The 20543-nt window shown below is 64.4% G+C and carries 16 protein-coding genes; 11 read left to right on the plus strand and 5 right to left on the minus strand.

The features are described from left to right. Positions 1-142: 142 nt before the first annotated feature. The 8 genes from IVB24_RS11785 (at position 143) to IVB24_RS11820 (ending at position 9489) form a co-directional block, all read left to right on the plus strand. Entirely contained in the window at positions 143-1846 is a 1704-nt protein-coding gene (locus IVB24_RS11785; protein ID WP_247772943.1) for an NADH-ubiquinone oxidoreductase-F iron-sulfur binding region domain-containing protein, read from the plus strand. Beyond that, positions 1843-4611 carry a formate dehydrogenase subunit alpha gene (fdhF, locus tag IVB24_RS11790; RefSeq protein ID WP_247772944.1) on the plus strand — a complete coding sequence of 923 codons (2769 nt, stop codon included), beginning with the start codon at positions 1843-1845 and terminating at the stop codon, positions 4609-4611. The genes IVB24_RS11785 and fdhF overlap by 4 nt, the downstream gene beginning before the upstream one ends. A gap of 137 nt (positions 4612-4748) precedes the next feature. Next, positions 4749-5222, plus strand: coding sequence for a Cys-tRNA(Pro) deacylase (ybaK, locus tag IVB24_RS11795; RefSeq protein ID WP_247772945.1), 474 nt, complete (start codon positions 4749-4751; stop codon positions 5220-5222). A gap of 254 nt (positions 5223-5476) precedes the next feature. Next, positions 5477-5713 carry a hypothetical protein gene (locus IVB24_RS11800; protein ID WP_247772946.1) on the plus strand — a complete coding sequence of 79 codons (237 nt, stop codon included), beginning with the start codon at positions 5477-5479 and terminating at the stop codon, positions 5711-5713. Then, positions 5710-6570: an alpha/beta hydrolase gene (locus tag IVB24_RS11805; RefSeq protein WP_247772947.1), complete on the plus strand. Its 861-nt coding sequence runs from the start codon at positions 5710-5712 to the stop codon at positions 6568-6570. Before IVB24_RS11800 ends, IVB24_RS11805 begins: the two co-directional genes overlap by 4 nt. A 16-nt stretch (positions 6571-6586) precedes the next feature. Next, positions 6587-7783: an ABC transporter substrate-binding protein gene (locus tag IVB24_RS11810; protein WP_140477449.1), complete on the plus strand. Its 1197-nt coding sequence runs from the start codon at positions 6587-6589 to the stop codon at positions 7781-7783. Positions 7784-7843: 60 nt separating this feature from the next. Further along, positions 7844-8725, plus strand: a complete 882-nt coding sequence (locus tag IVB24_RS11815) for an NAD(P)-dependent oxidoreductase (RefSeq protein WP_247772948.1) — start codon at positions 7844-7846, stop codon at positions 8723-8725. A gap of 8 nt (positions 8726-8733) precedes the next feature. After that, positions 8734-9489, plus strand: a complete 756-nt coding sequence (locus IVB24_RS11820) for an IclR family transcriptional regulator (protein ID WP_247772949.1) — start codon at positions 8734-8736, stop codon at positions 9487-9489. A 6-nt stretch (positions 9490-9495) separates the two neighbouring features. Here the strand turns inward: IVB24_RS11820 and IVB24_RS11825 are convergent, their stop codons facing one another. Continuing rightward, the gene (locus tag IVB24_RS11825; RefSeq protein ID WP_094973755.1) at positions 9496-10179 is read right to left on the minus strand and encodes a GntR family transcriptional regulator; all 684 of its coding nucleotides are present in this window, start codon (positions 10177-10179) and stop codon (positions 9496-9498) included. Positions 10180-10332: 153 nt separating this feature from the next. Here IVB24_RS11825 and tcuA point away from each other — a divergent pair, with 153 nt between their 5' ends. Then, the gene (gene tcuA / locus IVB24_RS11830) at positions 10333-11724 is read left to right on the plus strand and encodes an FAD-dependent tricarballylate dehydrogenase TcuA (protein ID WP_247772950.1); all 1392 of its coding nucleotides are present in this window, start codon (positions 10333-10335) and stop codon (positions 11722-11724) included. After that, complete coding sequence (tcuB, locus tag IVB24_RS11835; protein WP_247772951.1) at positions 11711-12811, plus strand: tricarballylate utilization 4Fe-4S protein TcuB; 1101 nt, start codon at positions 11711-11713, stop codon at positions 12809-12811. Before tcuA ends, tcuB begins: the two co-directional genes overlap by 14 nt. A gap of 130 nt (positions 12812-12941) precedes the next feature. On the opposite strand, the gene IVB24_RS11840 is transcribed toward tcuB, so the two are convergent. After that, positions 12942-16346, minus strand: a complete 3405-nt coding sequence (locus IVB24_RS11840; RefSeq protein ID WP_247772952.1) for an acyl-[ACP]--phospholipid O-acyltransferase — start codon at positions 16344-16346, stop codon at positions 12942-12944. A gap of 363 nt (positions 16347-16709) precedes the next feature. Then, on the minus strand, positions 16710-16976 hold the full coding sequence (locus IVB24_RS11845; RefSeq protein ID WP_162406253.1) for a hypothetical protein: 267 nt from the start codon (positions 16974-16976) through the stop codon (positions 16710-16712). A gap of 51 nt (positions 16977-17027) precedes the next feature. Between IVB24_RS11845 and IVB24_RS11850 the strand changes: the two genes are divergently transcribed. After that, positions 17028-17648 carry a TetR/AcrR family transcriptional regulator gene (locus IVB24_RS11850; RefSeq protein ID WP_162407053.1) on the plus strand — a complete coding sequence of 207 codons (621 nt, stop codon included), beginning with the start codon at positions 17028-17030 and terminating at the stop codon, positions 17646-17648. Between the two features lie 12 nt (positions 17649-17660). On the opposite strand, the gene IVB24_RS11855 is transcribed toward IVB24_RS11850, so the two are convergent. Next, entirely contained in the window at positions 17661-18968 is a 1308-nt protein-coding gene (locus IVB24_RS11855; protein ID WP_247772953.1) for a GGDEF domain-containing protein, read from the minus strand. A gap of 246 nt (positions 18969-19214) precedes the next feature. Beyond that, positions 19215-20519 (minus strand): nicotinate phosphoribosyltransferase, encoded by a 1305-nt coding sequence (gene pncB, locus IVB24_RS11860; protein WP_166474118.1) that lies wholly within the window; start codon positions 20517-20519, stop codon positions 19215-19217. Between the last annotated feature and the right edge of the window lie 24 nt (positions 20520-20543).

The following is a 20543-nucleotide window of genomic DNA, read 5'->3' on the forward strand; positions in this document are numbered from 1 at the left end:
GCAAAGCCGTATCCGGGGCGGCGGCCCAAGGGTGTCCTTGGGCCGCGCCTAACTGCTTCCTCAAGCATGATAATCTGCTTGGCATCTGGCATACCAGAAGTTAGAGTTGGAGGCGTTCTAAAGACGAGATCGAGACGAATCGATGAGCAACGACGTGCATAAGGTCCGCCCGTTCGAGCATCCCGGTGAGGGACGCAAGCGAGCCAAGGCTACGCCCAAGGGGCGGCAGGTCGATCCCACCGCCGCGCATGAGATCGAGCAATTGCTCGGCGACAAGCCCCGGCGGCGCGATCTCCTGATCGAATATCTGCACCTGATCCAGGACAAATATCACCAAATATCGGCCGCGCATCTGGCCGCGCTTGCCGATGAGATGAAACTCGCCTTTGCCGAGGTGTTCGAGACCGCGACTTTCTACGCGCATTTCGACATCGTGAAGGAAGGCGAGCCTGATATCGCCCCGCTCACGATCCGCGTCTGCGATTCTCTCACTTGTGCGATGCTCGGCGGTGAGAAGCTGCTCGAGGATCTGCAGAGCGCATCGGGTCCCGGCATCCGCGTGGTGCGCGCGCCCTGTGTCGGCCGCTGCGACACTGCGCCCGCCGCGGAAGTCGGCCACAACTTCGTCGATCATGCGACCGTCGCCAGCGTGATGACGGCGGCCAAGGCCGGCGACACCCACGCGCACCTGCCAAAATATGTCGACTACGACGCCTATGTCGCTGGCGGCGGCTACAAGCTCCTCAATCGCGTGCGCTCGGGCGAACTGTCGAAAGACGATCTCCTGAAGGGGCTCGACGACGCATCGCTGCGCGGCCTCGGCGGCGCCGGCTTCCCGACGGGGCGCAAATGGCGCGCCGTGCTCGGTGAGCCCGGCCCGCGGCTGATGGCGATCAACGGCGACGAGGGCGAGCCCGGCACCTTCAAGGACCGCGTCTATCTCGAAAGCGATCCGCATCGCTTCATCGAGGGCATGCTGATCGGCGCTTATGTGGTGCAGGCCTCCGATGTCTACATCTACCTGCGCGACGAATATCCGGCCTCGCGCGAGATCCTGGAGCTTGAGATCGCAAAGCTGCCGCCGGGCGGCCCGACGCTGCACATGCGCCGCGGCGCCGGCGCTTACATCTGCGGCGAGGAATCCTCGCTGCTCGAAAGCATCGAGGGCAAGCGCGGCCTGCCCCGGCACAAGCCGCCTTATCCGTTCCAGGTCGGCCTGTTCGGCCTGCCGACGCTGATCAACAACATCGAAACGCTGTGGTGGGTGCGCGACATCGTCGAGAAGGGTGCCGACTGGTGGAAAGGCAATGGCCGCCACGAGCGTCATGGCCTGCGCAGCTTCTCGGTCTCGGGTCGCGTGAAAAACCCCGGAATGAAGCTGGCGCCCGCGGGCATCACCGTGCGCGAGCTGATCGACGAATATTGCGGCGGCATGGCCGACGGCCATCAATTCTACGCCTACCTGCCGGGCGGCGCGTCCGGTGGTATCCTGCCGGCGTCGATGGACGACATCCCGCTCGATTTCGGCACGCTGGAAAAATACGGCTGCTTCATCGGTTCGGCCGCGATCGTGATCCTGTCCCAGAAGGACAGCGTGCGCGCAGCGGCCCTGAACCTGATGAAGTTCTTCGAGGACGAAAGCTGCGGCCAGTGCACGCCGTGCCGGGTCGGAACCCAGAAGGCGGCACAGCTGATGCAGCAGCCGGTCTGGAACCGCGCGCTTCTGGAAGAATTGAGCCAGGCGATGCGCGATGCTTCGATCTGCGGGCTCGGACAGGCGGCATCGAATCCGCTGGCCACCGTGATCAAATATTTCCCTGACGAGTTCAAGGAAGCGGCGGAATGACCAAGATTACGTTCGAGCTCGACGGCAAGCAGGTCGAGGCCAATCCCGGCGAGACGATCTGGCAAGTCGCAAAACGCGGGGGACGCGAGATTCCGCATCTCTGCTATTCACCCGCGCCGGATTATCGGCCCGACGGCAATTGCCGCGCCTGCATGGTCGAGATCGAGGGTGAGCGCGTGCTTGCCGCGTCCTGCAAGCGCACGCCCTCCGTCGGCATGAAGGTCAAGACCGAGAGCGCCCGCGCCGTCTCGGCGCAGAAGATGGTGATGGAGCTGCTGGTCGCCGATCAGCCGGCGCGCGAGACCAGCCACGATCCGGATTCCAAGTTCTGGCACTGGGCCGAGACCACAGGCGTTACCGAGAGCCGCTTTCCCGCTGCCGAGCGTTGGGCAACCGACGCCAGCCATCCGGCGATGCGCGTCAATCTCGATGCCTGCATCCAGTGCGGCCTGTGCGTGCGCGCCTGCCGCGAGGTCCAGGTCAACGACGTCATCGGCATGGCATATCGCAGCCATGGCTCGAAGATCGTGTTCGACTTCGACGATCCCATGGGCGAGTCCACCTGTGTCGCGTGCGGCGAATGCGTTCAGGCCTGCCCGACCGGCGCGTTGATGCCGGCCGTGATGCTCGACGACAAGCAGACCCGCGTCACCTATGCCGACAGGAAGGTGGATTCGCTCTGCCCGTTCTGCGGCGTCGGCTGTCAGGTCACCTACGAGGTCAAGGACGAGAAGGTGATCTACGCGGAGGGCCGTGACGGCCCCGCCAATCATAACCGTCTTTGCGTCAAGGGCCGCTTCGGCTTCGACTACATCCACCATCCGCATCGCCTCACAAAGCCGCTGGTGCGGCTGCCGAACGCGAAGAAGGATGCCAACGATCAGGTCGATCCCGCCAATCCCTTTACCCATTTCCGTGAAGCGAGCTGGGAAGAAGCGCTCGACATCGCGGCCAAGGGCCTCGTCAAGATTCGCGACGAGAAGGGCGTGAAGGCGCTGGCCGGATTCGGTTCGGCCAAGGGCTCGAACGAGGAGGCCTATCTGTTCCAGAAGCTGGTGCGTACCGGCTTCGGCTCCAACAACGTCGATCACTGCACCCGTCTGTGCCATGCCTCCTCGGTGGCGGCGCTGTTCGAAGGCTTGAGCTCGGGCGCGGTGTCGGCGCCGTTCTCGGCCGCAATGGACGCCGAGGTCATCATCGTGATCGGCGCCAACCCGACTGTGAACCATCCGGTCGCCGCGACCTTCATCAAGAACGCGGTGAAGCAGAACGGCGCCAAGCTGTTCGTGATGGATCCGCGCCGGCAGTCGCTGTCGCGTCACGCCACCAGGCATCTGCAGTTCAAGCCCGGCTCGGACGTCGCCATGCTGAACGCGATGATCCACACGATCATCACCGAAGGGCTGACCGACGACCAGTACATCGCCGGCTACACCGAGGGCTTCGAGGATCTCAAGGAGAAGATCAAGGAGTTCACGCCGGAGAAGATGGAGGCGATCTGCGGCATTCCGGCACAAACTCTCCGCGAAGTGGCGCGGACCTATGCGCGCGCGAAATCGTCGATCATCTTCTGGGGCATGGGCATCAGCCAGCATGTCCACGGCACCGACAATGCGCGCTGTCTGATTGCGCTGGCGCTGATCACCGGCCAGGTCGGCCGTCCCGGCACCGGCCTGCATCCGCTGCGCGGCCAGAACAACGTGCAAGGCGCCTCCGATGCCGGCCTGATTCCGATGTTCCTGCCGGATTACCAGCCGGTCGGCCGCGATGATCTGCGCGGCGCTTTCGAAAAGCTCTGGCAGCAGGATCTCGATCCCGTCCGCGGCCTGACCGTGGTCGAGATCATGAACGCGATCCACGCCGGCGAGATCACGGGCATGTATATCGAGGGCGAGAATCCCGCGATGTCCGACCCCGACCTGCAGCATGCGCGCCAGGCGCTCGCCATGCTCGATCATCTCGTGGTGCAGGATCTCTTCGTCACCGAGACCGCTTTCCACGCCGACGTGATCCTGCCGGCCTCGGCGTTCGCTGAGAAGGAAGGCTCCTTCACCAACACCGATCGCCGCGTGCAGCTCGCGCGCCAGGTGATCAAGCCGCCGGGCGATGCGCGGCAGGATCTCTGGATCATCCAGGAGATCGGCAAGCGCATGGGCCTGCCCTGGGACTATGCCGGTCCCGGCGACGTCTTCACCGAGATGGCGCAGTTGATGCCGTCGCTGAAGAACATTACCTGGGAGCGGCTGGTGCGCGAAGGCGCCGTCACATATCCAGTCGACGGCCCCGACGTGCCCGGCAACGAGATCATCTTCACCACGGGTTTTCCTACTGCGAGCGGCCGCGGCAAGATCGTGCCGGCTCACGTCATCCCGCCGGACGAGATTCCCGATGCCGAATATCCGATGGTGCTGTCGACCGGCCGCGTGCTGGAGCACTGGCACACCGGTTCGATGACGCGCCGCGCGCAGGTGCTCGACCAGATCGAGCCCGAGGCCGTCGCCTTCATGTCGCCGAAGGACATGCACAGGAAGAGGCTTGCGCCCGGCGATTTCATTCGCCTGGAGACCCGCCGCGGCGCGGTCGAGGTCAAGGTACGCTCCGACCGCGACGTGCCGGAGAACATGGTGTTCATGCCGTTCTGCTACGCGGAGGCTGCGGCGAACCTGCTGACCAACCCGGCACTCGATCCCTTCGGCAAGATCCCGGAATTCAAATTCTGCGCGGCCAGGGCCGAACGCGCGGAGATGCGGGACGCGGCGGAGTAGCACTCCTCTCGGCGGTTGGTGGCACACTGTCGCCGACCCACCGCAGTCGTCCCGGCGAAGGCTGAGTGTGTGGTGGGCATGGGGGCCTACATCGTCGTTGCTTGCGCTTCTCATAATGTCGGCGCAGAGATACGCGCATGTCCAAGGTCACCCCCGCCACCCGCGCGCTCACGGCTGCCGGTATTGCCTTCACCGTCCAAGCCTACGACTACGATCCTGACGCCGAGAGCATCGGCCTTCAGGCGGCCGCCGCGCTCGGCGAAGACCCGGCACGTGTTCTCAAGACGCTGATGGCGCAAGTCGACGGTAAGCCGGTCTGCGTCGTCGTGCCGTCCGACCAGGAAGTGTCGATGAAGAAGCTCGCCGCAGCCGTGAGCGGTAAGTCGGCGCAGATGATGAAGCCGCCGGAGGCGGAGCGCCTCACGGGCTACAAGGTCGGCGGCATCAGCCCGTTCGGGCAGCGCAAGCCGGTGCGCACCGTGATCGAGCAGAGTGCGCTTGCGCATGATCTGGTCTATCTCAATGGCGGCCAGCGGGGATTGCAGGTGCGCCTCAAGCCAGCCGATGTGCAGCGCGTGTTGAAGGCGATCGTGGCCGACGTGCTTGCCTGACGGCGATCGATAAAGATCCACGATTGCGCCTTTGTAGCTGCCTGGCCCAGGCAGGGGGGACTTGAGTTCACGTGCGAGGCCTGTATAGAACTATCATCAAAATAGAATGACGTTCTGCTAGATAGAACTATCGATCACGGGGATGAAGCGATGTCATCTGAGCGCGGCGGCCAAAGCACTGATGCGCCGATTGCCTGCTCGGGCCGAGCACGCAGCCGTTCCACGTCACAATCCGCGCCGGGCAGATCGTGGATATGGCGCGGGCACCTGTGTTGATGCGATCCTGGCGCTTCGCCTATCGCGCCACGCCTGCCGCGTTCGCCGCCTATTGGCAGCCACTCCCGCCAGCGGGGTGGCATGATCTGCTGGCGTTGACCAAGCGCGGAGAGGCGACGCTCGAAGGCGAGATCCATCCCTTCATGACCCATCTTCAGTATTTCAAGGATCTGCTCGCATTGCCGCGTCGTAACGGCTTCGGAGGCGTGTCATGACCGGTGGCTTCATCGAGCCCATCGTCGGCCGCTACGTGCATGTCGAGATCGAGGGGGAGATCAACCGGATCTATTTCGAGGAGAACGGCAGCGGCATGCCGCTGGTTTGCCTGCATACCGCTGGCGCCGATGCGCGGCAATGGCGTCATTTGCTTGTCGATGAGGAGTTCACCAGGAACTATCGCATCATCGCTTTCGACATGCCCTGGCACGGCAAGTCCAATCCGCCGGACAGTCAATATGATAGCGAATACCGGCTGACCACCGCGAGCTACACCACGACAATCCGCGCGTTCTGCAACGCGTTGGGATTGGATCGGCCTGTTGTGATGGGTTGTTCGATCGGCGGGCGCATCGTACTCAATCTCGCCATTGAACATGCGCGCGAATTCCGTGCCCTGATAGGTATCGAGGCCGCGGACTTTCAGCAGCCCTGGTACGACACGGCGTGGCTGAACCGGCCCGACGTTCATGGCGGAGAAGTCTGCGCTGCCTTGGTTTCGGGCTTGATCGCGCCAAACGGCCCGGAGGCCGGGCGCAATGAGACGCTGTGGGGCTACAAGCAGGGTGGCCCCGGCATCTTCAAGGGCGACCTGTATTTCTACAGGGTCGACGGCGATCTGCGCGGACGGACGGGTAGCATCGACGTCAACCAGTGTCCGCTCTATCTCCTCACCGGCGAATACGATTTCTCCTGCACGCCGGAGGATACGCTGCGTACCGCCGCCGGCATTCCTGGCGCAAGAGCAACCATCATGGAGCGGCTCGGCCATTTTCCGATGAGCGAAAACCCAGATCAGTTCCGTCGCTACATCGCGCCGGTGCTGCAAGACATTCTTGACGAGCAAAAGTTGTAAACGGGAGGCTTATGTTATGAAGTTGAGCTGGATGATGGCGGCCGTTCTGGCCGCGCAGACGGGTGCCGCTCTCGCGGCTGACAATACGATCAGGATCGGCGTGCTCAACGACCAGTCCGGCGTGTTCGCGGACAATGGCGGCCGCGGATCGGTAGCAGCGGCAAAGCTCGCTGCGGAGGACTTCGGCAACGAGCTGCTCGGCAAGAAGATCGAGATCATCTCGGCCGACCACCAGAACAAGCCGGATATCGCTTCGGCCACCGCGCGAAAATGGTTTGACAATGAAGGCGTCGATATGATCGCAGATGGTGCGGCGTCGTCGGCCGGCTTTGCCATCCTCGAAGTGGCCAAGCAGAAGAACAAGATCTTCGTCATCTCCGGCCCCGGCTCATCCGATTTCACCGGGAAATCCTGCTCCCCGGTTAGCTTCCATTTCAACTACGACACCTACGCGCTGTCGAAGCTGACCAGCGACGCCATCACGCGCGCCGGCGGAAAGTCCTGGTATTTTGTAACCGCCGACTACGCCTTCGGCCACGCGCTGCAGCGAGATGCCACCAAGTTCATTGAGGCCGCGGGCGGCAAGGTGATCGGATCGGCCGCGCATCCGCTCGGGACCGCCGACTTCGCCTCGTTCCTGCTGCAGGCGCAGGCCTCGAAGGCCGACGTCGTTGGTCTCGCGACATCAGGCGCGGACGTGCAGACCGCGATCAAGCAGGCGGGTGAATTCGGCGTCGTCGAGGGCGGGCAGAAGCTCGCCGGCCTGCTCGTCTTCATCACCGACGTGAATTCGCTTGGCCTGAAAGTCACTCAGGGTCTGCAGGTAACGACCTCGTTCTACTGGGACCTCGACGAGCAAACCCGGGCCTGGTCCAAGCGCTACGCTGGCTTGATGGACGGCAAGGTCGCCAGCATGGTGCAAGCCGGCGTCTATAGCGGCGTCCATCACTACCTCGCCGCAGTGAAGGCCGCCGGCACCACGGATGCGACGGCCGTCGCCGCCAAGATGCACGAGCTGAAGGTCAACGACATGTACAACAAGGATGTCGCGATCCGCCCGGACGGGCGCGTGCTGCACACCATGTACCTGGTCCAGGTGAAGAAGCCGGAGGAGTCCAAGTACAAGTTCGACTATTACCGGATCGTCAGCTCCAAGCCGGGCGAAGAGGTGTTTCGGCCGATGAGCGAAGGCGGCTGCCCGCTGGTCAAGTAACTGCGTCGGCCGGGCGGGATTGCACCCGCCCGGCTTGAGGATTTCCTCGGAGAGTACGGAATGTCTGATTCAATTGGATTCATCGGTCTCGGCGTCATGGGCGAGCCGATCTGTCGCAACCTGGTGCGCAAGAGCGGACGAACAGTGCTGGCCTTCGACCTTGCCAAGGAGCCCTTGGCGCGGATCGCGGCTGATGGTGCGACCGCGGCGCCGTCGATCGGGGATGTCGTTGGTGGTAGCGAGACTATCTTCTTGTGTCTGCCCAGCGCCAGGCACGTGATGTCCGTGTTCGAGAGCATCTTGCCGAAGATCAGGCGCGGTCAGGCCGTGATCGATCTCGGCACCTCCGATGTCGGCCAGACCCGGTCGTGCGCCAAGCAGCTCGCCGACAAGGGCGCGCTCTGGATCGATGCGCCGATCGCACGCACGCGTCAGGCGGCCCAGGACGGCACGCTCAGCGTCATGGTCGGCGCGACGCCCGAACAGTTCGCTCGGGTCGAGCCGCTGATCCGGCATTTCGCCACCGATGTCACGCTTTGTGGCGGGACCGGCGCAGGGCAGGTGACGAAGATCCTCAACAACATGGTGCTGTTCGAGACGGTCAACGCGCTGGCGGAGGCCGTCGCCCTCGCCAAACATAATGGTGTCGAGCCGAAGCTGCTGCTGGAGACGCTGTCCAAGGGTTCGGCGGACAGCTTCGCCCTGCGCAACCACGGCATGAAGGCGATCGTCGCCAAGGAATTTCCACTGCGGGCCTTCTCGACCGAGTATGCCATGAAGGATCTCTCCTACGCGCTGGAGCTGGGCGCGCAGGCCGGGCTGAACCTGCGCGGAGCGGCGCTGATGCGCGAGATCTTCCAGGAGACGATCGACAAGGGCATGGCGGATGCGTATTTTCCCGTCATCGCAAAGCTCATCGATCCCTCCGGATTTCCTCAATAGGAGACGACATGCCTTCGCCCGGCGTCGCAGCCGTCGATCGTGCTCTCAGCATTCTGGCCGCCTTCGAGGACGCGCCGGAGCCGATGACGCTGGCCGAGCTCGCCCGGCGCACCAAGATGTACAAGAGCACGTTGCTGCGGCTGATGACGTCGCTGCAGGAATTCGGCTATCTCGTCCAGCTCGCCGACGGTCGCTACCATCTTGGCCCGACCCCGTTCCGGCTGGGTGCGGTCTACCAGCGCAGCAACAATCTGCACGATCGGGTGATGCCGCTGCTGCGGCAGCTCGTGGCCGACGGGACCGAAAGCCCTTCGTTCCACGTGCGGCATGATGCCAGGCGCCGTCTGTGCGTCTTTCGCGTTGATTCCCGGCATTCGACGCTCGACCGGGTCGAGGCTGGCGCCCTGCTTCCGCTCGACCGGGGGGCGGCCGGTCGCATCATTCTGGCCTTCGACGGCGAGGAAGGCGAGGCCTATGACGAGATCCGCGAGGGATGCATCGCCGTGTCGTTCGGCGAGCGCGACCCGGATTGCGCCGGGCTTGCCTGTCCGGTGTTCGGTCCGGGCGGGAAATGTGTTGGTGCGCTGTCGCTCTCGGGGCCAAAGCCGCGCTTCACGCGGGACACTATCAAGGCGATGTCATCGCTGCTGTTGAAGACCGCTATCCGCCTGACGCGTACGCTGGGCGGTCCGACCGATCTGCTCGACGGTGCCGTTGCAGCCTCGGTCGATGATGCGCGTCCCGCGCGACGGGCGAGGCGATGAGCAGTTCTACTGCTTCTGCAACAGCTTCAGACGGCAGCGCAGCGCTTCGCGAATATGCGCGCGGGCGAGCTGCTCGGCCTTGTTGCCGTCGCGCGCGGCGATGGCCTCGATGATGGCCTCATGCTCGCGGTGGCTGGTCGACGGGCGCCCCGTCACGGTGAAGGTGGTGGGGCCGAGCAAGGCGATCCAGTCCTGCAATTCGCGAGAGGCGCTGTCGAGATAGCGGTTGCGCGCGGCGCGGCAGATGGCTTCGTGGAAGGCGCGGTTGAGCCGAGCCATCTCGGCCGTATCTGTCTTCGATGCCTCGACAAAAGCCTGCTCGATGTCGCGGAGCGCATCGATCTCCGTCGCCGAGGCGTGCTCGGCGGCCAAGCGTGCCGCGGCGCCTTCCATGATCTCGCGCATGGCGTAGAGCTCGAGCACCTCCGATATGTCGAGGTTGCGCACGATCACCCCGCGGCCGCCGGCGGGCTCGACGAAGCCGCGTGCCGCGAGCCGGCCCAGCGCTTCGCGGACCGGTGTGCGGCTGACGTTCAGCCGTTGCGCGACCTCTTCCTCGCGAAGGCGGTCGCCGGCGCGGTAGCTGCCGGCCTGAAGCGCCTCGCAGAGCGAGCGGAACACGGCTTCGCCGAGCGCGACGCCGCCGCCGCGCGCGATCGATCCGCGTGTCTTTGCCGGACGCCTCGCCATGATTCCTCGAAGCCAGGCGCATCCTGCCCATGCAGAGATGACGCTTGCAGGGCTCCTGTATATCTTTGTATACAAAAGTACGCAATGGCGGTGAGGTTGACCGGAGCCGCCGGCGGATAGAATGTCTCCACATCGTCGCATCGGGCAGACGGCATGAGCAGCAAATACGACGTGCTGGTGATCGGCGGCGGCAATGCGGCGCTGTGCGCAGCGATCGCGGCGCGGCGCGGCGGTGCCTCGGTGTTGGTGCTCGAGGGGGCGCCAAAGTTCTATCGTGGCGGCAATACCCGCCACACCCGCAACATGCGCTGCGCCCACGACGCTGCGACCGAAATCCTGACCGGTCCCTATACCGAGGAGGAGTTCTGGGAAGACCTTCTGCGCGTCACCGGCGGTCAGACCGACGAGGTGCTCGCGCGCCACATGATCCACGAATCCAAGGACATCCTGAACTGGATCGTGGAGCAGGGCGTTCGCTGGCAACCCTCGCTCGGCGGCACGCTGAGCCTCGGCCGAACCAATTCCTTCTTTCTCGGCGGTGGCCGCGCGATGCTGAACGCGCTGTATCTGACCGCCGAGCGGCTCGGCGTCGATGTCGAATACGATGCCGAGGTCACCGACCTCGTGATCGAGGACGGCATGTTCCTCGCCGCGCGCCTGAAACGGCCGATCAGGGGCGAGACCGAGATCCGCGCGACCTCCCTGGTCGCAGCCGCCGGCGGGTTCGAGGCCAACATCGAATGGCTCAAGCAATATTGGGGCGATGCGGCCGATAATTTCTTGATTCGCGGCACGCCCTATAATCGCGGTTCGATCCTGAAGATGCTGCTCGACAAGGGCGTGCAGGAGGTCGGCGATCCCACCCAGTGCCATGCGGTCGCGATCGACGCCCGCGCGCCGAAATTCGACGGCGGGATCATCACGCGCCACGACTCCGTCGTGTTCGGCATCGTCGTGAACAAGCACGCGCAGCGCTTCTATGATGAGGGCGAGGATATCTGGCCGAAGCGCTACGCGATCTGGGGCCGGCTGGTCGCGGCGCAGCCCGACCAGATCGCCTACATCATTTTCGATTCCACCGTCGTCACGAGCTTCATGCCGACGCTGTTCCCGCCGATTGCCGGGCAGACGATCGGGGAACTTGCCGGCAAGCTCGAGCTCGATCCGGCCGCGTTGGAGAAGACCCTCACCGAATTCAACGCGGCGGTGCGGCCCGGGACTTTCGACCACACCATCCTGGACGACTGCGTCACCGAGGGCATCACGCCGCCAAAAACGCACTGGGCGCGCAAAATCGAGACGCCGCCTTATCTCGCTTATCCGGTGCGGCCCGGCATCACCTTCACCTATCTCGGCACGCGCGTTAACAAAGAGGCCCGGATGCAGATGGCTGAAGGCAAGCCGTCGGCCAACATGTTCGCGGCCGGCGAGATCATGGCCGGCAACGTGCTCGGCAAGGGTTATGCCGCCGGCATGGGCATGACCATCGGCAGCGTGTTCGGGCGGATCGCAGGACGGGAAGCGGCGAAACATGCACGGAACTAAGATTTTGGACGAAGCCGATCGTCTGATGACGGTCTGCAATTCCTGCCGTTACTGCGAGGGGCTGTGCGCGGTATTTCCGGCGATGGAGATGCGCCGCGCCTTCTCGGACGGCGACCTCAACTATCTCGCCAATCTCTGCCATGGCTGCGGCGCCTGCTATGTCGACTGCCAGTTCTCGCCGCCACATGAGTTCAACGTCAATGTCCCCAAGACGCTCGCGATCGCGCGTTCCGAGTCCTATGCCGCCTATGCCTGGCCGGGTGCGCTGTCCGGCGCCTTCGCCCGCAATGGCCTCGTCATCAGCATCGTCGCCGCGCTCAGCATGGCCGCCTTCATCCTCGGCTTTGCCGCACTCAATGACCGCGGCGTGCTGTTCGGCGTTCACACCGGGCCCGGCGCCTTCTACAAGCTGATGCCGCACAACGCGATGGCGGCGTTGTTCAGTGCCGCTTTCCTTTATGCCGTCCTCGCGCTGGTCATGAGCGTGCGCGCCCTCTGGCGCGACATCGGTCCGCCCATCGATGGACGCGCCGATGGCGGCTCGATCTTCCAGGCCATCCGCGATGCGGGCGAGCTCCGCTATCTCCATGGCGGCGGCGTCGGCTGCTACAACGAGGACGACAAGCCGACCGACCGGCGCAAATTCTATCACCACCTGACCTTCTACGGATTCCTGCTGTGCTTTGCCGCGACCTCGGTGGCGACGCTGTATCACTATCTGCTTGCGCGCGAGGCGCCGTATCCGTGGTGGGACCTGCCGGTGGTGCTGGGCACACTCGGCGGAATCGGTCTGATCATCGGTCCGGTCGGCCTGTTCTTGGCTAAGATGAAACGTGATCCGGCGCTGCTCGACGAGAACCGCTACGGCATGGATGTCGGCTTCATCGCCATGCTGTTCCTGACCGGCCTCACCGGCATGGCGCTTCTGGTCTTGCGCGAGACCGCCGCGATGGGGCCGCTGCTGGCGCTGCATCTCGGCGCGGTGTTCGCGCTGTTCGTCACCATGCCCTACGGCAAGTTCGTGCATGGCATCTATCGCTTCGCTGCGCTCGTGCGCTATGCGCAGGAGCGAAGGACCGCGGCGTGACCCGTTAATTCCGTCGCCCGGAGCGCCCGCTCCAGCCTGGTCAGGGACGCCGAGGTCCGCGCGATGCCGTGAAGCAGAACCACTCCCGGGCATCGCGCGTCGCCTGATTGAGGCGCCTCGTGCATCTCGTTTACGCCACCTCGCGCTCGGGCCCTGACGCCTGCTCGCGGGCCATCGTCGTTGCCGTGACGTAGTCGGTCTTGCCGGTGCCGAGCAGCGGCACTTTGTCGACCACCATGATCGCCGCGGGAACGGTCAGCTCGGAGGCGCCGATCGTCTTGGCCTGGCCCTGCATTGCGCTGCGCTCGGCGTTCTTCTCCGTCGTCAGCAGCACGATGCGCTCGCCCTTGCGCGGATCGGGGATCGACACCGCGACCGATGCGGCTTGCGGCCACAGTGTGGTCGCGATGGCTTCGACCGCCGACAGTGACACCATTTCGCCCGCGATCTTGGCAAAGCGCTTGGCGCGGCCCTTGATGGTGATGAAGCCGGCGGGGTCGATCGCCACGATGTCGCCGGTGTCGTGCCAGCCCTCCGGGAGCACTTCGAGCACGCCGGGATTTTCCGCCCTGAGGTAGCCGAGCATCACGTTTGGTCCGCGTACCGAGAGCCGTCCACCCTCCTCGATGCCGGGGACCGCATCGAGGCGGCTTTCCATCAGCGGCGACAGGCGGCCGACGGTGCCGGGACGATTAGCCATCGGCGTGTTCATCGCCAGCACCGGCGCGGTCTCGGTGACGCCATAGCCTTCGAGGATGCGAATGCCGTAGCGTTCCATGAAGACCTGCCGCGTGCGGTCCTTGACCGCCTCGGCGCCGGCGATCACGAGGCGCAGGGTGCGGAAGTCGTAGGCATGCGCCGAGCGCGCATAGCCGGTGAGGAACGTGTCGGTGCCGAACAGGATCGTCGCGCCGGTCTGGTAGATCAGCTCGGGCACGATCCGGTAGTGCAGCGGCGAGGGATACATGTAGATCGGAATGCCCGCGAGCATCGGCATCATCATGCCGCCCGTGAGCCCGAACGAGTGGAACACCGGCAGCACGTTGAACACCTTGTCATTGGCGTTGGCATCGACCCGCGCCAAAGCCTGCGCCGCGTTGGCGAGGATGTTGCGGTGGGACAGCACCACGCCCTTGGGCGTTCCTTCCGAACCCGACGTGAACAGGACCACGGCCGGATCGCTGGCCTGGCGGACGACGCGCGGCGTCGTGCCGGCGAGCAGGCCCTTGATCTTGTCGGCGGTGCCGATCGAGGCACGGACGTCCTCGAGATAGACGACCCGGGCTTCTCCGGAGATCGCAGCGATCAGCTTGTCGAGCTTGCCCTTCTCGATGAAGGCCTTCGAGGTCAGCACGGTCTTGACCTGCGCAGCCTTCATGGCGGCGAGCACGTTGACGGGGCCGGCCGAGAAGTTGAGCATCGCCGGGACCCGGCCGATGTTCTGCAGCGCCATGAAGACCACGGCGACGCCCGCGGAATTCGGCAGCAGCACGCCGATATTCTCGCCGACGGTGGTGCCGGTCTCCAGCTTCCGACTCAGGACCCGCGCGCCGAGGATCAGCTTGCGATAGGTCAGCTTGGTGCCGAGCGCGTCCTCGATGATGACCTTGCCGGTGTCGCGATCGCGATAGGCGTGCCCGAGCGCCTCGAACAGCGAGTGATCGAGCATGGCGTTCTTGACGAGCGCGTCGATCATCACGTCCTGAAGTGCGGCCCCGGCGGCATTGCGGCGCGCCTTGCCCTTCAGCGCCTCGTCGACAGGAAGCTTGACCGGCGGAAGGATGGTGACCGTCACGCGCGGAAACCACGAGCGCTTGACCTGGCTGGCGTTGAGATAGCTGAGATGCGAGCGCTGCGCGCCCTCGATGCGGACCGGCACCACCACGGCATCGGCCTTGTCCGCGATCATCGCGGTGCCGTCATAGACCTTCATCAGCGAGCCCGAGACGGTGATGCGTCCCTCCGGGAAGATCACAACCGGCTCGCCGGCGGCGACCAGCTTGATCAGGTCGCGCGCGGCCAGCGGCTTGGTCGGGTCCATGGTGTAGTGCTTGACGACGCGCAGGAAAAGCTTCGCCCACCAGGCTTTGGCGATGCCGGTGTCGACTGCGAAGCTCGCGTCGATCGGCAGCACGGCGTGCAGCAGCGGGCCGTCGATCAGGCTGACATGGTTGGGCGCGATCAGCATCCGCGTGCCCGGAGGCGGCAGGTTTTCCAGCCCGCGAACCTCGGTCCGGAACAATGCGCGGAACAATAATCCGCCGAAGTCGCGGACGCCTTCCTTGCCCCACTTGGTCAGCACGAACCACACCGCGCCGAAGCTGGCGACGCCGAGGCCGAAGAAGATCCAGCCGATATGAAGGCCGGCCGCCTGCAGCAGCGCGACGAACAGCGAGCCGACAACCATGATGGCCGCCTGCAGCACGTTGCCGGCGGCGATGATGCGGGCGCGCTCGGATGGCGCCGACCAGGCCTGGACCGCGGCGAAGGAGGGAACGACGAACAGGCCGCCGCCGAACGCGAAGGCGACGAAGTCGACCAGCATGCGCAGGCCCGCGAACGAGGTCGCGAAGTCGGCCGCGGCGATGTCCTGGCCCTTGGCGGTGACGCCGATGGCCCAGGCGAGATCGAGGCCGGCGAACCCCATGATGATGGCACCGATCGGCACCAGCGCGAGGTTCGGGCGAACGTGGCTGAGGCTGGCCGCGAACAGCGAGCCGATGGCGATGCCGATCGCGAAGATCGCAAGGCACAGCGTCACCACGCCTTCGGTGCCGCCGATGACATCCTTGACCAGCGCCGGCAGCAGCGACAGCACGATCGCGCCGACCAGCCAGAACCAGGAGACGATCACGGTGCCGTCCCACAGCCGGTGGTCGGCGTGCAGGGTCTTGAGAAGGCTCACCGTCGAGGTCCAGGGATTGGCATCGACGGGCAGGTCGGGCGCGGACGGTGTCGTCTGCGGAATGCGGGAAGCGAACGCCCAGGACAGCAGGGCCAGCACGACCACGGTCGATGCGACCCAGCCCATATGCGCGGATCCCGCGACGAACTGGCCGCCGGCGACGGTGCCGAGCAGGATCGCCATGAAGGTCGCGCCTTCCACCAGCGCGTTGCCGGTCGCGAGCTCGCCGAGCTCGAGCTGATCCGGAAGCATGGAGTATTTCACGGGCCCGAACAGCGCGGCGATGACGCCGAACAGCGCGAGCGCTGCGAACAGCAACGGCACCGAGTGCAGGAAGAACCCGGCGGCCGCAAAAGCCGCGGCGAAGATCTCGGCGAATTTGAGTCGCCTTGCGACGACGGATTTGACGTATTTGTCGGCGAGTTGGCCGCCGAGCCCCGACAGGATAAAATAGGGGAAGATGAAGACCGCGCCTGCCACCGTCACCAGCGCGTCGCCGTGGCCGGTTGCAGCGCTGTAAAGCAGAATGATGACGAGCGCGTTCTTGAGCACGTTGTCATTGAGCGCCGAGAAGAATTGCGCCCAGAACAGCGGCGCAAAGCGGCGTGACGACATCAATTCCCTGATCATGATCAGTCCTGTTTTGGAAAGGCAGCCTGAAGTGCTTGCAGAGTGGGTGAAACGTCACGACCGGAAGGATGGGGATCGGACGATTGCAGGGTGACGATGGTCGGCGCCTGCTCTGTCCCCTCGGTCCCTCCGATCTTGTTGGTATCCAAGTGGCCTCGGTAGGTTCGCAAATATCTGGTCGCGACTGCAGTTCGGGCGGCGGAAAGGTGGCGTCTGTTGGGGTATCGCGTGGGGCGATGAGGAAAAGTTGAACCGCATCGCCGAAGGTGACGAAATCGGATGCCGATGTCGGGGCATGGTAAGTCCTTCCTTGCAACCCGATCTTGCATTCGAATCGACCGGAACGTGCCGGCTGCGCGCGCTTCAGGTGAGATGGGCGAGGTGGCGAAAGGGCGACAAGCGGCCAAGAACGCTGAGCTTGCGGCCTTCGAGACGTGCGCGGTCGCGGCTGGCCCGCCACGTCCGGAAGGTCGCGCGGCGTTCGGCAAGCACGCCGGCAATGTCGCAGGCATTTGCGATGCGATCGATCGGCCTCATGGCGAACCGCAGCAGGGCCCGGACAGGGCCGGTCACGAGAACGATGGCGTCATCGACGAAGGTGGCGGCGATATCAACAGCGAGGGTTTGCATTTTGCAGGTCTCCGGGTTAAATTGAACATTGTTCACATGAGTAGCTTGAAAATGAACAATGTTCAAGAAGAATCGCTGCGAGATCAGAAAAAAAATCGGAGGCGGCTCCAGATCTTGGAGATCGCGCGGGGTATTATTGCGTCTAAAGGATTGAGATCGTTGAAGGTTCGGGATGTCGCGGAGGCGGCCGGCTGTTCCGTCGGCAGCGTCTATAACGAGTTCGGCGACTTCGACGGGGTGATCCTGACCGTCAATCGGGAGACTGTTCAGGCCCTGACGGCCCGGCTTCGCGGGGTTCCGGCCGATGAGCCTGTGCGCCAGCTCTACGGGCTTGCCGAGACCTATCTCGAGTTCTTCGCGGAGCACGCCAATCTGCTGCGCTCGCTGTTCGAACACCGGATGGAGGACGACCGTCCTTATCCCGACGACATCCTGCAGATGGTGATGGATGCTTTCGCGCTGATGCATCCACCCCTGGTCCGGCTGCTACCGGATGCCGATGACGTCAAGATCGCGCTGTTGTCGCGCACCCTGTTTTCAGCCGTGCATGGAATCATCTCGCTCGGTCTGGAGGAGCGCATGGTGGCCGTGCCGCCCCAGATGCTGCGTCAGCAGGTTGAACAATTCCTCGACGCGCATCTGGTGGGTCTCGGGATCGTGCCGCCGCGGTGACGGCGGAGAGCGTCAGGCGCGCGCGATCTCGCGCGGCCGGGCTGCGACGACGACGACATCAGCTCTTCCGCCGTCGACCTGGACGCGGTTGCGCCCTTTCTCCTTGGCGCGATAGCAGGCGGCATCCGCGCGCCGCATCGTGCCTTCGAGCGTGGTGTTGGTGTCGGCGATGCAGGTGACGCCGATGCTGGCGGTCACTGCAAAACAGCGATCGTCCCAGGCGAAGTTGAACAGCTCCAGCGATCGCCGCAGCCGTTCGGCGATGTCGAGCGCGTTCGCAGGCGAGCACTGCGGGAGGATCAGGCCGAATTCGTCGCCGCCGAGCCGGGCCACCAGGTCGCGCGGATGCCGGTCCTGTAGCAGGAGGTGCGAGACCTGGCAGAGCAGGCGGTCGCCGGCGAGGTGCCCGCAGCTGTCGTTGACGTTCTTGAACTGGTCGAGGTCGAGCAGAATCAGGCCCAGCGAACCCGCCGCGGCAACGTCCAGTTCGCTTTGCAGGCGCGCCTCGAAGGCGCGGCGGTTGGACAGGCCGGTCAGCCAGTCGTGCGATGCCTGCCACACCAGGCGTTCCTTCTCGGCATCCAGGGCATCTTCGAAGGCTTGCCGCTGCAGCACCAATCGCCTGGTGTGCCAGATCAGGAGCAGGATCAGCGTCGCGGCGGTGACGATGTTGATGCCGGTCAGCGTCAGCTTGATGGCGCGGGAGCCTTCGCCAAGCACGGTGGAGAACCGGTTGGCATGGACCGTGAATTGGGTGTTGAGCTCGGAGAGCCGCGACGACAGGAACTGCAGCCGGTTTGCGTCTTGAACAGCACCATTCTCCAGCTCGGACCGTATGACCTCACCGAAGACGCTGAGCTCGAGCAGCATGGGATCGGTGGCAGCCCACTCGCGGATCGCATCCTGAAGGAAGCTGACGCCATTGAAGTAGCGAAACAGCCAGATCAATCCCGGGACGTCATCGGGATGGTTGCCGCCTTGCAGGAAGCCGATGCGGGCTGTCTCGACGTCGACCGGATCGCGCTCGAGCGCCCAGCGCGCGAACTCGTCGCCGATGGGAACGGCAAGCGAGGCCTGATATTGCGTGAACTGGCTGGCGTCGCCCGAATGCAGATAGAGATTGAGGAAATAGACGGCGTTCTTCTGCGAGCGCGACCACATCGCTTCGCCCGCGACATAGGCGCGAACCGACGACATCACCTCGAGGCTGAATCCCGCGATCGTCGCCTGGAGCACGACGACCGTCACGAACGGCGAGACGAGCTTGATGACGTGAAGGAAGCTGCTTCCCTTCATCGACGTCGCTGTTCTGCGAAACACCTGCATTCCCCAAATTCGCGCAACGACCCCAACGGAGCGCCGCGCCTGCAACGCGAAGTAGAGGGGATGGTTGCTTAACTCGGCCTGAAAGAGGTGGGGGACCGCATCGCAGGGTGAAGACGCCGTGAAGCGCATGCGCGCAGATCGTTGCAAATGCCGGCTAACCGGAACCTGCGAAACATTGACGAGCCAGTGCCTCGCATTCGTCCCGCGCGGTTCACTTGATTGATAGAGTTGGGGCTCGTGCTAGACCAGCACCGGCTTGCGGACGCGGCCGGCGTCGCCGAACACGCGCAGGTAACGCTCGATCTCCGAGGGCATGCCGGTCGCCTTCTCCGGATTGTCGGAAAGCTTGACGGCCGGATGGCCGTCCACCGACGACACCTTGCAGACCAGCGAGATCGGATCGAGATTGAACGAGCCATCCGGCGTGCAGCCGACGAAGTCGTTGGTGAGGTTGGTGCCCCAGCCGAACGAGAGCCGCACCCGGCCGGCGAAGTGGTGATAGGTCTCCTCGATCGAGCCGACATCCATGGCATCCGAAAAGACGAGCAGCTTGTCCCTCGGATTACGGCCGTTCTTCTCCCACCAGGCGATGATCTCCTCGCCGGCCTGGATCGGCGGCGCGCTGTCGGGGCGGAAGCCGGTCCAGTCCGCGACCCATTCCGGGGCATCGCGCAGGAAGGCCTTGGTGCCGAAGGCGTCGGGCAGCGCGATCAGCAGATTGCCGCCATAGGTCTGGCGCCACTGGTCGAGGACGCGGTAGGGCGCCCAACGCAATTCCTCGTCGTCCCTGGCGAGCGCGGCCGCGACCATCGGCAGCTCGTGCGCATTGGTGCCGATGGCTTCGAGATCATTGTCCATCGCGAGCAGCACGTTCGAGGTGCCGATGAAGGACGGACCCAGGCCCTCCTTCACCGCCTCCACGCACCAGCGCTGCCAGAGGAAGCCGTGACGGCGGCGGGTGCCGAAGTCGGACAGGCGCAGACTTTCCAGCTTGCGCAGCCGCTCCACCTTGGTCCACAGCTTGGCCTTGGCGCGGGCATAGAGCACGTCGAGCTCGAAGCGCCCGCGGCCCTTTATCGCCGCGCGCGAGCGCAACTCGTTGAGGATCGCGAGCGCCGGAATCTCCCACATCGTGGTGTGGGTCCACGGCCCGTGGAAATGCAGCTCGTACTGGCCTTCGACCTTGCGCAGCTCGTATTCGGGCAGGCGGAATTCGGCCAGCCAGCGGATGAAGTCCGCCGAGAACATGTGGGTCTTGCCGTAGAAGGTGTTACCCGCCAGCCAGATCAGCTCCTTTTTGGTGAAGCGGATGGTGCGGGCGTGGTCGAGCTGGGCGCGTAGCTCGCCCTCGTCGATGATCTCGGCGAGCCGCACATGGCGCGAGCGGTTGATGACCGAGAAGGTCACCTGCTGGTTCGGGTAGGTTTCCCGAATCATTTGCAACATCAATAGTTTGTAGAAATCGGTATCAAGCAGGCTGCGGATGATGGGATCCAGCCGCCAGCTGTGATTGTAGGTCCGGCTCGCAATATCGGTGACTGTCATGGGAGGATTTTAGCGCGGCTCAGC

It is taken from the genome of Bradyrhizobium sp. 192, assembly GCF_023100965.1.
Classification (GTDB): Bacteria; Pseudomonadota; Alphaproteobacteria; order Rhizobiales; family Xanthobacteraceae; genus Bradyrhizobium; species Bradyrhizobium symbiodeficiens.

Bases quoted from the DNA above. Each gene is read 5' to 3' on its own strand.
- IVB24_RS11785 (WP_247772943.1), top strand. From the start codon at position 143: ATGAGCAACGACGTGCATAAGGTCCGCCCGTTCGAGCATCCCGGTGAG.
- fdhF (WP_247772944.1), top strand. From the start codon at position 1,843: ATGACCAAGATTACGTTCGAGCTCGACGGCAAGCAGGTCGAGGCCAAT.
- ybaK (WP_247772945.1), top strand. From the start codon at position 4,749: ATGTCCAAGGTCACCCCCGCCACCCGCGCGCTCACGGCTGCCGGTATT.
- IVB24_RS11800 (WP_247772946.1), top strand. From the start codon at position 5,477: ATGGCGCGGGCACCTGTGTTGATGCGATCCTGGCGCTTCGCCTATCGC.
- IVB24_RS11805 (WP_247772947.1), top strand. From the start codon at position 5,710: ATGACCGGTGGCTTCATCGAGCCCATCGTCGGCCGCTACGTGCATGTC.
- IVB24_RS11810 (WP_140477449.1), top strand. From the start codon at position 6,587: ATGAAGTTGAGCTGGATGATGGCGGCCGTTCTGGCCGCGCAGACGGGT.
- IVB24_RS11815 (WP_247772948.1), top strand. From the start codon at position 7,844: ATGTCTGATTCAATTGGATTCATCGGTCTCGGCGTCATGGGCGAGCCG.
- IVB24_RS11820 (WP_247772949.1), top strand. From the start codon at position 8,734: ATGCCTTCGCCCGGCGTCGCAGCCGTCGATCGTGCTCTCAGCATTCTG.
- IVB24_RS11825 (WP_094973755.1), bottom strand. From the start codon at position 10,179: ATGGCGAGGCGTCCGGCAAAGACACGCGGATCGATCGCGCGCGGCGGC.
- tcuA (WP_247772950.1), top strand. From the start codon at position 10,333: ATGAGCAGCAAATACGACGTGCTGGTGATCGGCGGCGGCAATGCGGCG.
- tcuB (WP_247772951.1), top strand. From the start codon at position 11,711: ATGCACGGAACTAAGATTTTGGACGAAGCCGATCGTCTGATGACGGTC.
- IVB24_RS11840 (WP_247772952.1), bottom strand. From the start codon at position 16,346: ATGATCAGGGAATTGATGTCGTCACGCCGCTTTGCGCCGCTGTTCTGG.
- IVB24_RS11845 (WP_162406253.1), bottom strand. From the start codon at position 16,976: ATGCAAACCCTCGCTGTTGATATCGCCGCCACCTTCGTCGATGACGCC.
- IVB24_RS11850 (WP_162407053.1), top strand. From the start codon at position 17,028: ATGAACAATGTTCAAGAAGAATCGCTGCGAGATCAGAAAAAAAATCGG.
- pncB (WP_166474118.1), bottom strand. From the start codon at position 20,519: ATGACAGTCACCGATATTGCGAGCCGGACCTACAATCACAGCTGGCGG.